A 12,128-nucleotide genomic window follows, 5' to 3' on the forward strand; every position below is an offset into this window, starting at 1 on the left:
TGACCACTAATCCCTTAGCCTCTCAAAACAGATAATATGGTCTAGCTCAAACCGAATACCTATCTCACTGCCAACACGCTGCGGATCATGACTGGATGCCACACATAACAAACGCTGGCCGTTTGCCATTTCTACCTCGTATTGAAACGAGGTTCCCTGAAACTGGCGTTTAATCACTTTCGCCCGAAGAATGCTGTCTTCATCGTGGATAAGGTCGTCCGGACGCAATAACAGATCGACAGAGATACCCAGCGGCAGCCCATGGGGTTTGTCGGTGGCGATCGGGCCAAAGCCCGTCAGCAAGCTAGTCTCGGTTTTGGCGACCGCAGGTAGGAAACAACCTTGACCAACAAAGTCCGCGACAAAGCGGGTCAAGGGTGCGTGATAGATAGCGTAAGGCGTATCAAACTGTTCAATATTGCCCTGCTGCATTACCGCAACCCGATCAGCAATGGCAAAAGCCTCAATCTGATCATGGGTCACCATCAAGGCTGTGATCTGCTCATTCAGCAGGATCTCTCGCACGTCGGGTACCAGCGTTTCTTTTAGGGTTGCGTCCAAACCGGAAAACGGTTCATCCAATAACAGCAGGTCAGGCTTTGGGGCAAGAGCTCTAGCCAGCGCTACACGCTGTTGCTGACCGCCAGAGAGCGACGCTGGATAGCGTTCGTGACTGTCAGGTAAACCAATCAGGGAGAGCAGTTCATCTATGCGGGACTGACGCTCGACACTATTCAAATGCCCCAAACCAAATGCTACGTTCTGAGCCACTGTCATGTGGGGAAACAGAGCGATATCCTGAAACACCATGCCTATGCGACGCAGTTCAGGTGGAGTCTGCTGTTGGGGAGAGGATAACACCCGGCCGTGCATTACAATTTCACCCATCGCCAGAGACTCAAATCCCGCAATCGCCCTAAGCAGTGTCGACTTGCCGCAGCCACTTGGCCCAAGCAAACAGCCGATTTCACCCGGCTTAAGAGACAGGTTCACATTAGCTACGGCGCGAGTGCTGCCGTAATTCACAGACACATCATTAAGAGCCAGCTGCAATGCCTTAGCCTCTGATGAATTGTGATTGGTTCTTGGCCCGCGCTGGGTTGCCTCAGCATCTTCAACCTGTGAACGCAGCAACATCTTATGCTATCGCCTCTTCTCTTGTTTGTTGATGTTTTCCCATGCTGGCGATAGAGCGATTCAGCCAGATCACAGGGATCAAACCCACCAGTACAATCATCATTGATGCAGGTGCCGCATCCATCAGGCGCTCATCCGAGGCCATTTCATAAGCACGTACCGCCAGCGTATTAAAGTTAAAAGGACGCAGCATCAGCGTGGCTGGTAACTCTTTCAACACGTCGACAAACACTATCAACAGTGCGGTTAGCACACTGCTTTTTAACAGCGGGATATGAATCAATCTTAGTGTCTGAATGGGAGACTTACCCAACGAACGAGCTGACTGATCCAAGCTGGGTTTTATACCTTGCAAACCACTCTGCACCGCGCCCAGTGAGATCGCCAGGAACCGAATGGTGTAAGCAAAAATAAGCGCCACCAGCGTACCTGATAGCAACAGGCCAAGGTCAACCGAGAACAGCTGCTCCAGGTACACTACCCAATGGTGATCAACCCAGATCAGGCAAACCATCACACCTATGGCGATAATGGTGCCGGGCAATGCATAACCCATAGACACCAGCTGTACCGCCCAGCCAACCACACCTTTGGGCCGCGAACGCGCAGCATAAGCCAGCACCAAAGCCAGAAAAACAGAGATGACCGCCGCCATTCCCGCCAACGAAAACGTATTCCAAGTCAGCTGTATAAAGTCTGCACTGAGCAGTTCTTCACTTTGCAGGCTCCAGCCAATCAGCACCGCGGCAGGAACCAGAAAACCAAACAATGGTGGCACCACACAGGCCAATGTGGCTAGCCAGCGCTTCCAACCAGTAAGAGACTCTCTTTGCTGCAGTTGCCCCTGCTCGGCGTGGCTGAAGTAGCGGATACGTCGGCGCGAATACTTCTCTATGACCAACAATGTGAGCACAAAGCCCAACAACATCATGGCCAATTGGGCAGCGGCGGCTGTGTCACCAAAACCGTAGAAGGTACGAAAAATCCCGGTCGTAAATGTCGACACCCCAAAGTACTGGACTGTACCGTAATCGGCTAAGGTTTCCATCAGCGCCAAAGACAGCCCCGCCACTATCGCAGGACGCGCCAGAGGCAAAGCCAAGCGGTAGAAATTCTGAAACGGTGACATCCCCAGGCTGCGCCCGGCATCAAACATGTGCCTGGGCTGCACAATGAATGCCGCTCGGCTCATCAGGTAGACGTAGGGATAGAGTACCAGCGACAACATAACCATGGCGCCCCCCAAAGAGCGCACCTCGGGGAACCAGTATTGGCCGTACCGTAAGCCTGTCCACTCTCTTATCGCCGTTTGAATTGGACCGGCAAAATCAAGTAATCCGGTATAGGTGTAGGCGATGATATAGGCGGGAACCGCCATGGGTAAAAGCAACAACAGCGACAGTGCGCGCCGCATCGGAAACTCGTAACGGGAGGTGAGCCAGGCGGCAGGCACACCAAGCATCAGCACACCGACGCCAACCCCCAACATCAGTGCAAATGAGTTAAACAGGTAGTCTCCGAGCACGGTTTGCCAAAGGTGCAGCCAAACACTGGCAGCACCGGCCGACAATCCATTTATCGCTGAGTCATCGGCAACAAACCAGGCCAATCCAGGGATCATCAGGATCGGCACCAGCAGAACCAATGCCACCATAATGGCACCACTGGAAAGCAGGTTGGCGCTGAATACTCCGCGCAACCTGCTGCTGGTTAATGATGTCTGACTCACTGTGTTCTGCAATCGCTACTACTCTAGTATTCCTGGTCTGGCGCTCTAGCCGTACGCTGATTATTTCCAGTTAGCACGATCCATGGTTTCTACCGCAAGGCGGTTGTTTTCACCCAGCAGAGACAAGTTAATGGCATCGGCTTTGAATTCGCCCCAGCTATTCAACACATCTGACGCTGGCACACCTGGCACAATGGGGTATTCATTATTCACTTGGGCATACCAGGACTGAGATTCACCGGTCAGCATAAAGGCGATCAGTTGGTTGGCAGCGTCACCGTTTTTAGCCGATTTCGTCACACCGATACCACTGGCGTTTACGTGTGTGCCTCGGTCCTGCTGGTTTGGCCAAAACACACCCAGTTTATCCGCTACCGCATTTTTAGCTGCATCACTGCTGCTGGCCAGACGGCCAAAGTAGTAAGTGTTTGCTATCGCGATATCACAGACACCGGCTGCAGCCGCTTTCAGCTGGTCAGTATCGCCGCCTGCAGGTGGACGCGCCATATTCGCAACAATGCCTTTGGCAAACGCTTCTGTCTTTTCCTGACCTTCCGCCACAATCATTGAAGCTATCAGTGACTGGTTATAGATATTGCTGGAGGAACGAATACAGATACGACCTGCCCACTTGCGGTCAGTCAGCGCCTCATAGGTGGAGAGCTCTTCTGGTTTTACCTTGCCTTTAACATAGAAGATGGGACGCGCACGCATGGTCAGCGCCACCCACTCGCCCTCGGCATCACGCATATTGGCTGGCACCTTATCCTGATAAACCGCCGATTGCATTGGCTGCAACAGACCTGCGGCTTTAGCACGATATAGACGACCAGCATCGGCGGTAATCAGCAGATCAGCCGGTGAGCGTGCGCCCTCTTTTTGCAGGCGGGTAATCAGCGCATCGTCCTTACCTGTGACCAGGTTGACCTTGATACCTGTCTGCTCGGTAAACTTATCCAGCAGAGGTTTTATCAATGCTTCTTTGCGAGAGGAGTAAACATTAACTTCAGCAGCAAACGCCTGAGCGGGTGCCATAACTAAGGCCAAAACCCCTGCAACGGCAGAAAACAGCAATTTTTTCATCAACCTTTTCCTTAACGCGACGTGACTTTTAAGGCAAATCATAATCTACAATTAGGGATGATACCTATTCTCATTCCCATTTAATAATGAACTATTTTGTGACTTTATAGGAGAGAAAAAGTTCGCCACCTTGAAACGCACAAAAAAACCGGCCAAATGACCGGTTTAGTATGCCAGCGAAAGAGAATCCCCCTCACTCGCTGCAGTAAACCTGTCTGAGCTCTGGTAACACCTCAACCAACTTGCCCATCACCTCAAACAGCGCCAACTCAGACATACCATGCTGTTGACAGAAAGGTAAGGAGGATAGCGTCTTAGCACCTTTCTCTGTCACCCCTTCACGAATGGCAATCAACGCCCGTTTGGCCACAAACAACAGATGCAGTTCAGGGCTGGCAGCCAAGCCTTGGTCAATATACTTCAAGCCCTGTTGTTGACGCGCCAGCTGCTGATAACCAATGGGGAAGCCCCAGCTTTTAAGAACAGTTGCACCAAACATGCCCTGATAATCTTCAAATGCGGCTTCCAGCTGCAACTTGTCTTCATCTGTCATCGGACGCTGCTGACTCAGCTCATCAAACAGACGCAGGATAAGCATTTTACCGGTATTGTGAATCAGCCCCATGGTGAAAGGGTCTAAAGCGAAATTCACATCGCAGACTCTCGCCAACTGTTCACAGGATACCGCGACATTAATCGCATCGCGCCAGCAAGCTTCGGCACTTTGCCTTGCACCATCAGACAACATATCAAACTGCGGTTTCATACAGATCGCATTCACCTGCTGTTCGGTGACTTGCAACCCGAGACGATTGATCGCATCAACCAGCGACTTACATGGTCGTAAGCCACGGTAATAGGTGCTATTTGATAATTTAATCAGCTTAGCGGTCACCACCAGATCGGTTTTAAGCAGCTCAGCAATCTGGTTGATATCGGCACCACTGGCCATCAGGTCTTTTAACTGGTTGTAGGTTTCTGATTGCTTGGGAAGCTCCAGCTCACCCTTTTTAAGCCGCTCCATACTGATCTTCAGAGCTTGCTCAGGCGTCATCAAGTTTTCAGCTGCATCACTCTCCTCCCCTTCCGATCTTTCATCAGATGGGGCAATCAAACCCAGCTCAATCAGTTTCTCTTTGATCGATGCGCCCGTGAACGGCTTTAACAGGTAGTCATCACAACCCGCTTTGATCGCGTTAATTACCTCTTTACGGTCCGAGTGGGATGTGACCATGACAATTTTGGCGCGCTCCTGCTCAGCTAAACAGTAACGTCGTTCCAGCGCTCGAAGCTCGGCTAATACCTCAGGGCCGCGCATATCGGGCATATCGACATCCAGAGTAACAAACTGAAATGGTACTTCTGCTTTCAATGCCGCTACGAAACGGCTCAGAGCCGAGTTTCCATTTTCGGCTTGAGTGCTATTACCTATCCCGTTAAGAATCGCGCTCATCTTACTGCGGCAGACGAAATCATCGTCCACTACCAAGCTCTTTAACTCGGACATTTGCTGCTTTGCTCCTCAATTTCCTGATCCAGCAATGCTATTTGCACTGCCAGTTCATCCAACGCGCCAGCAACCTTGTCGGCATTCCCTGCGTTGGATTCCTGCTCCAATACTTTCGCCACCACAGCTAATCGATCTGCAGTTAAGTTAGCTGCCCCACCCTTTATCTTGTGGGCTTCAGCGCGAACCGTTTCCAACTCGCCATCAGCTAAGGCGTTCTTCATCTGTGTTAGCTGCTCAGGCAGCATGTTAGCAAATTGCGATAGAGTAGTATTGACCATGTCGACGTCATCAAGAAACTCCTCCATCAGGCGTTCCATGTTCAAGACCGCCCCCTGTTTCGGGTCGGACTCAGTCTCATCGGTGTTTTGAGTCGCAGGTTGGCCATGGCTCAGCCAACGCTGCACAGTGGCGATTAATGCCTGACGACGAAACGGTTTACAGAGAAAATCGTTCATGCCCAGCTCAAAACACTTCTCCCGAACACCTTCAAGCGAATGTGCACTCAAGGCAACAATCGGAGTTTGGTCATCATCATCGGCTAGAGACATGGCACGGATCTGAGTCGCCGCAGTAAAACCATCCATAACAGGCATCTGTAGGTCCATGAGCACCAAGTCGGGGGGATCTGACTGATACAAATTGACCGCTTCTAAACCATTTTCAGCCAGAAATACTTCTGCACCCGCGGCTTTCAGGTGGGCCATCGCAACTTTCTGATTGGCCGGATAATCTTCAGCCAGCAGTATCTTGCAGCCAAGTAATGGCTGGCTCATTTCCGCACTGGGTTTTTCAACACGTTCTGACTCTTCATCAACAGACAGTTTGCTCAGCGCTTTTTTAAGCTCTACCCAGCGCAGTGGCACCGATAACTGACCTTTGAGCACATCTCGCCAGCGCTGTTTAGCTAAGGACTCAGGTTGCACCCCGATATCACTGATGACGATCACGGGCAGGCTGGGCAAGCGAGATTCAATTTCTGACGGCAGCATATGATCGCTGGCCATAACTACCGCAGCAGCTTGATCTGCAGGGCTTAAACAGAGATAGTTTTGGACCATCTGCTCCCAATTGCTCGCTAGTAGCGCCTGATATCCCATACTCTGCAGATAGCAACCTATGCTCTCTCTCACTCCCGTGTCAGACTCTGCCACCAGAATCGTATGGTCAGGAATAGGCTCAACAGGCGCGCCAACAGCCCCCCCTTTTTGGGAGCGGCCAAGGTGCAACGTGAACCAAAAACAGCTACCTTTTCCAGGCTCACTTTCTACCGCCAGTTCACCATCCATCATATCGATCAACTCAAGCGCAATGGAGGTTCCTAAACCTGTACCGCCGTATTCACGGGTAATAGATACATCTGCCTGCCTGAACGGTTCAAAGATATTTGCCTGTTGATCTGCGGTCATGCCGATACCGGTATCACGGACCGAAACCTTTAGATAAAGCTGATCGGCCAAGGACTCCAGCAACTGCACTTCTACGTTAATTTCACCTCGCTCGGTAAACTTGACGGCATTACCCACTAAGTTCATCAAAACCTGACGCAGCCGCATAGGATCACCCACCGCCATCACGGGGACATCCGGTGCAATATGGCAATGAAACTTGATTGGTTTATTGGACGCGCGCAATGCAACCGCGCTGAACAGTTCTTCGACGCAATTAACCAGACCAAAATCAACATTGGCAAGTTCCAGACAGCCGGCTTCAAACTTGCTCAGATCCAGCACGTTGTTAATCAGCATGCGCAGCGCTTCAGCTTCTTTCATGATGGTATCCACCACGTTGTGCTGCTCAGCAGAAAGCGGGAAATCAGCCGCAAGCTCCGCCATGCCAATGATGCCGTTAATAGGAGTTCGCACTTCGTGGCTCATATTCGCCAGGAAAGCACTTTTCGCCTCGCTGGCTCGCTCCGCCTCTTGCAGCGCCCGCTCTGCCTGAATCCGAGCAGACTGCAACTGGTCTGTACGACGTTTTACTACCGATTTGATGCGCCTTTGCGTGCTTCTTAGCACCGCGACATAAGTGCCCAGCACTATGATGACTAACGCAGCCAAAGCGATACAGGCGAGGATCACTGCCCCCAGCGCCAATTTAGTTCCACGCTCCCCTTGCTGCATCAGTTCACGTGACATGACTAGTGTCAGTACCAAAGGCTCAAAATCATCAGAACTAATCAGAGTTTCGCTTATCTCGATACGATCATCACTTTGCTCCAAAATCCTCTCACCTCTAAGTTTTAACATTGACTGCAGGCCTGCAGAGTTTTTGGAAAGAGGAGACAAATTCAGGCTCACGCCCTCTTCACCAAAAGAGGACAACTGTTTTGCAAGGTGACTGTTTACGGACCGCCCAAGTAAAATGGTTCCGGCATTAAAATCTCTCGACTTCAGCGGTGCTATCGCCAACATGACAGCCCCCTGCTCAGTGGCCACACCGCCGCTGATTAATCGATCTCGATTTTCTGAGCGTCGCCAAACTCGAGTGATCTCTTCAACAAATTCAGCATTGAGTTCAATGTTATTTGGTAGCGAGGGATGACCATCAGAACGGGTGTATGTGAAGCGAGTGCCCCCATCGCGGGTTAAAAAAAGAGAAAAATCTACATCAAGTTTCTTTGACCAGCGGGCAAAACTGGCCTGCAGCGCAGATTCGGAAGAGGAGTTAGGCGTAGCCAATTGATCAATGACTTTGACCTGGCCATAAGCAACAGAAACCTCTGCCAGATGACCTAAGTGATTTAGCTCTTCTTTAAACGCCGTTTTAATCACGGCCGCTCGAGATCTCGCCTGAGCTTGTTCCAGCTCAGCAAACCCAGGAAGCAGGCGCTCTCGGTCAGTCGATATACCGACAACCAGCACCATTAAAAACAGTGCGCCTGCGATAAAATGTACCGCACGCAATTTAGTTAAACTTGCCATCTGTCAGATCAATAAGTCTTTTGTGAATGCACAGAGCTCTGTGCTCTTTATCTAAAGAGAGGTATTCATACATAAGTGTATAAATAATTGACAGTTTTATAAAAGAGAGTTGCAGCACAGTTCCGACGAACAACCCTCGACCCCTGTCACGATTTAAGAACTAGGTTACGCTTAAGGGGAACAAGCATATTTGGTTGTGGAGTTTTGTTTGACCGACATACTGGATGCACACGGTGTATTTGAATTCACTGTAGACCGGGACATGACGCATTTGAAGCTAGATGGCAGCTTCAATGCCGAGGGTGTTCGGGCAATGCACGAATACATAGTGGCCTGCCTGAAGGCTTTACCAACCATTCCAAACTTGGCACTGGTAGATGTCACAGGCTGGACGCTTTCTACGCCAGACAGTGCCCCCGCAACCCGCGCTCTACATCGCAAGATGTCAGAATCAGGCTTGGCATATGTCGCCTACATCACTGACAACGTTGAGATAAGGCGGGTGATTCTAGAAGAGTTATGGGACCAACACCCCAATGTTTGTCGCGGCTATTTTAAGAGCCGCGCTCAAGCAAAAAAGTGGTTAGCAAAGCAGAAAAATTGATGCCGGCCGCGCAATAAATGCACACTCGATTCAATTCCCTACGCAGGCTGTTGACTTGCCGCCTCTAAATCCGTTTAATAGCCGTCCGCGCTAAACAAGCGCGCAAGATTTAGAAAGTTACGCCCAGATAGCTCAGTTGGGTGAGCGTGACCAAAGCATCGCTTTGCAGCACGCGAACGCGAGGCAGGACGCCGAGCCGGACGTCACTCCATGGATGGGTGACATAAAATGAGCAAGATTTAGAAAGTTACGCCCAGATAGCTCAGTTGGTAGAGCAGGGGATTGAAAATCCCCGTGTCCCTGGTTCGATTCCGGGTCTGGGCACCATACATCAGAAGCCCTGTCCTCACGGACGGGGCTTTTTTGTTTCACATTACTTATCAATAAAACTGATACCAATCTACTTTGGCATCAATCCATTAAAACCACGTTTCGCCAACCATTTGGCTTCAGACAAAATGCACTCGCGAAGTGAGTTCTCTCCGGCATCTTTTCGCCAAATAAAGCTCAGGGTTCGCGCCATATTCAGCTCGGGTACATTCAGCGCTACCAGCTTTTTCCGCTCAATCGCTTTGACTACATCCAGGTAGGGCAGACAGCTCAGATAGGCGCCATTGACCACCATATTCTTCAGAATCGGTACGTGTTCGTATTCGCGCCATACATCTAGATTGTCGATAAGCCCATGAATGGCAGAGTTGAAGATACGCCGCGTCCCTGCCCCAGGCTCTCGCAGCACCCATTTGGCCTGCTCCAGCTGGGCGAGGCTGACTCTGTCATACTTGGCATAAGGGTGATTCAAGGCTGCGACGACCACCAGCTGGTCGTGCACCCACACTTCCTGATGCACCCGCGCATCATCGCAGCGACCTTCTATCACGCCCAGTTGGTAGTCGTGAGCTAGCACACCCTGAATAACATTCTCAGTGTTCTCCACCTCTACATTGATTCGTAATTCTGGAAAGTCGCTATCAATTTTACTGATAAGGTGAGGCACCAGGTGCTCAGCTGACGTTTGGCTGGCGCCCAGCGCCAGCTCGCCACTGATCAACTGCTGTCCTGTGAACCCTAATTCGATTTGCTGGGCATCAAACAAAAGCTTCTTAGCTCTGGGGCGGAGCCACTGCCCCCAAGGCGTCAGGCTCATTCGCTTGCCGTTGCGGTCAAACAAGGGCTCGCCTAACAATTTTTCTAATTGATTAAGTGCCATGCTGGCCGCCGATTGTGTCAGCGCCAGCTTTTTAGCCGCCATACTCACACTCTCATAGCTGGCAACCGCTTCAAATACCGCCAATTGCTTCAATGTATATCGCATCACACGCCCCCAACTACAGTGACTTCAGCGCTTAGCGCCATTTCAACACAGGCCCCGCTGACTACGATTACTTTAAATCAATTTATCTGATGGCATATCTAAAAACTATCAATTTAACTTCTCTCAAATTTGCCTCTAGTTTGGATATCGCAGCGAGGGCACTCCCCTTTCTCTGCACACACCAAACATCAATAAAGTTATGGAGGCGACAGCAAACTGATGAAACTGATCGACACCAACGTCGACCAACTGCCCAGGCATGCCCCGGAACAGATGGCCACCACAGCAGAGCACTATGGCTACAAAAAGGCGATGACCTCATTCAAGTCGTCATTCGCACTGGCCATGATTGCCGGCGTGTTCATTGGTCTGGCGTTTATTTTCTATATCACGGTAACCACAGGTAGCCAGGACACCCCATGGGGACTTGCGCGCTTGGTAGGTGGCCTGGCCTTCAGTATCGGCCTGGTACTGATCGTCATCTGCGGCGGCGAACTATTTACCAGCACCGTATTGTCCAGCGTTGCCAGAGCCAGCAAGCGCATCAGCAATCGTCAACTTATCGCATGCTGGTCTCGGGTTTATCTGGGCAACTTCATAGGCGCACTTGTGCTTGTGGCACTGGTCGTTGGTGCAAAATTATACCTGCTGGATGGCGGCCAATGGGGGGCGAACGCTTTGCTTATTGCTCAGCACAAGCTTCACCACAGCTTTGGCCAAGCCGTCGCCCTCGGCGTGCTCTGCAACATGTTGGTTTGCCTGGGCATCTGGATGACCTTCAGCAGTGATGATGTTCTGACCAAAGCCATACTGGTGATCCTGCCGGTTGCACTGTTTGTCAGCACAGGCTTTGAGCACTGCGTTGCCAATATGTTCATGGTGCCTCTGGCCATCAGCATAAAGGCGACTGCTAGCCCTGAGTTTTGGGCGAACAGTGGGCTGGCCGCCAACGCATTTAACGACCTGACCATCAGCCATTTTCTAATCAACAACCTGCTCCCAGTCACCCTGGGCAACATTATCGGCGGCGCGCTGTTTGTCGGCATGAGCTATTGGGGCATCTATCGACGCCCTGCGCTGCAAACCAAATCCACACTTATTCACCCAATTAAAAACAAAAAAGGAATTAACGCCATGAAAAACAACACTGTTCTTAAAGTATCTGAGTTTATGCATACCCCGGCTGCGAGCCTGACCCCAAACAGCACTCTGATGGAAGCGCTGACAGCTATGTTGAAGTTCCACACTTCAGGCTTGCCGGTCGTCAACGAAAGTAACCGTGTTGTTGGCTTTATCTCTGAACATGACTTGCTGAAATCACTTTGGGTAAACGAGTATGAGATGGATAAGCAAAAGCACGTTGGTGACGTGATGCGACATGAGGTTGCGACGGTATCGCCTGATGATTGTTTGTTGGAACTGGCCGAGTACATCTCTATCGATAAGGACAAGGTGTACCCTGTGAATAGCGGTGGCTACATGCTCAGCTACAAAATCGAGTCGCTTGAAGAGCGCTTAGCTAAAGCTGACGTCAACCGCCCCAAATTATTCCCGGTTGTTCAAGATGGCCTTCTGGTAGGGCTGATCAGTCGCCAAGACATCATGTATGCTTTCTACAAAGACTTTGGTGGTAAAGATGACTGGCTGCATAGCAAAGTGAGCCACCAAGCAGCTTAAGCCAAACAACCCAATGAGACAATGCTTAAAAGCTCTATAACAAAGAGGCCGCGTCAGGCCTCTTTTTTGGTTGTCACCTCTAAACCACCTCCTATGGAGGTGGTGATCGGCAATTCGGGGCTCTGCCCGTAGAGAGCCCATGCTACAAACAC

General features: G+C 50.8%; 8 protein-coding genes and 1 tRNA gene. 3 read left to right on the plus strand and 6 right to left on the minus strand.

The features are described 5' to 3' along the window. Positions 1–6: 6 nt before the first annotated feature. From ABEA14_RS10695 to ABEA14_RS10715, 5 genes are all read right to left on the minus strand, one after another. A complete protein-coding gene (locus tag ABEA14_RS10695) occupies positions 7–1,137 on the minus strand; it encodes an ABC transporter ATP-binding protein (protein ID WP_345339985.1) in 1,131 nt (376 codons plus the stop codon). A 1-nt stretch (position 1,138) separates the two neighbouring features. Continuing rightward, the gene (locus ABEA14_RS10700; RefSeq protein ID WP_345339986.1) at positions 1,139–2,866 is read right to left on the minus strand and encodes an ABC transporter permease; all 1,728 of its coding nucleotides are present in this window, start codon (positions 2,864–2,866) and stop codon (positions 1,139–1,141) included. 60 nt (positions 2,867–2,926) lie between these two features. Then, positions 2,927–3,949, minus strand: coding sequence for a Fe(3+) ABC transporter substrate-binding protein (locus ABEA14_RS10705; RefSeq protein WP_345339987.1), 1,023 nt, complete (start codon positions 3,947–3,949; stop codon positions 2,927–2,929). Positions 3,950–4,142: 193 nt separating this feature from the next. After that, positions 4,143–5,456, minus strand: a complete 1,314-nt coding sequence (locus tag ABEA14_RS10710; protein WP_345339988.1) for an HDOD domain-containing protein — start codon at positions 5,454–5,456, stop codon at positions 4,143–4,145. Next, entirely contained in the window at positions 5,444–8,380 is a 2,937-nt protein-coding gene (locus ABEA14_RS10715; protein ID WP_345339989.1) for a hybrid sensor histidine kinase/response regulator, read from the minus strand. Before ABEA14_RS10715 ends, ABEA14_RS10710 begins: the two co-directional genes overlap by 13 nt. Positions 8,381–8,588: 208 nt before the next feature. Between ABEA14_RS10715 and ABEA14_RS10720 the strand changes: the two genes are divergently transcribed. Together ABEA14_RS10720 and ABEA14_RS10725 are read left to right on the plus strand one after the other, a co-directional pair. After that, positions 8,589–8,984 carry a hypothetical protein gene (locus ABEA14_RS10720; protein ID WP_345339990.1) on the plus strand — a complete coding sequence of 132 codons (396 nt, stop codon included), beginning with the start codon at positions 8,589–8,591 and terminating at the stop codon, positions 8,982–8,984. Between the two features lie 251 nt (positions 8,985–9,235). Then, positions 9,236–9,311, plus strand: a tRNA-Phe gene (locus ABEA14_RS10725). A 73-nt stretch (positions 9,312–9,384) separates the two neighbouring features. Here the strand turns inward: ABEA14_RS10725 and ABEA14_RS10730 are convergent. Beyond that, entirely contained in the window at positions 9,385–10,299 is a 915-nt protein-coding gene (locus tag ABEA14_RS10730) for a LysR substrate-binding domain-containing protein (RefSeq protein WP_345339991.1), read from the minus strand. Between the two features lie 219 nt (positions 10,300–10,518). Between ABEA14_RS10730 and focA the strand changes: the two genes are divergently transcribed. Continuing rightward, positions 10,519–11,976, plus strand: a complete 1,458-nt coding sequence (focA, locus tag ABEA14_RS10735) for a formate transporter FocA (protein WP_345339992.1) — start codon at positions 10,519–10,521, stop codon at positions 11,974–11,976. The last annotated feature ends 152 nt before the right edge of the window (positions 11,977–12,128 follow it).

Source organism: Corallincola platygyrae, from assembly GCF_039544265.1.
GTDB lineage: Bacteria > Pseudomonadota > Gammaproteobacteria > Enterobacterales > Neiellaceae > Corallincola > Corallincola platygyrae.

Coding starts and splice junctions, on each gene's coding strand:
- ABEA14_RS10715 (WP_345339989.1), bottom strand. CDS start 8,380: ATGGCAAGTTTAACTAAATTGCGTGCGGTACATTTTATCGCAGGCGCA.
- ABEA14_RS10710 (WP_345339988.1), bottom strand. CDS start 5,456: ATGTCCGAGTTAAAGAGCTTGGTAGTGGACGATGATTTCGTCTGCCGC.
- ABEA14_RS10730 (WP_345339991.1), bottom strand. CDS start 10,299: ATGCGATATACATTGAAGCAATTGGCGGTATTTGAAGCGGTTGCCAGC.
- ABEA14_RS10695 (WP_345339985.1), bottom strand. CDS start 1,137: ATGTTGCTGCGTTCACAGGTTGAAGATGCTGAGGCAACCCAGCGCGGG.
- focA (WP_345339992.1), top strand. CDS start 10,519: ATGAAACTGATCGACACCAACGTCGACCAACTGCCCAGGCATGCCCCG.
- ABEA14_RS10705 (WP_345339987.1), bottom strand. CDS start 3,949: ATGAAAAAATTGCTGTTTTCTGCCGTTGCAGGGGTTTTGGCCTTAGTT.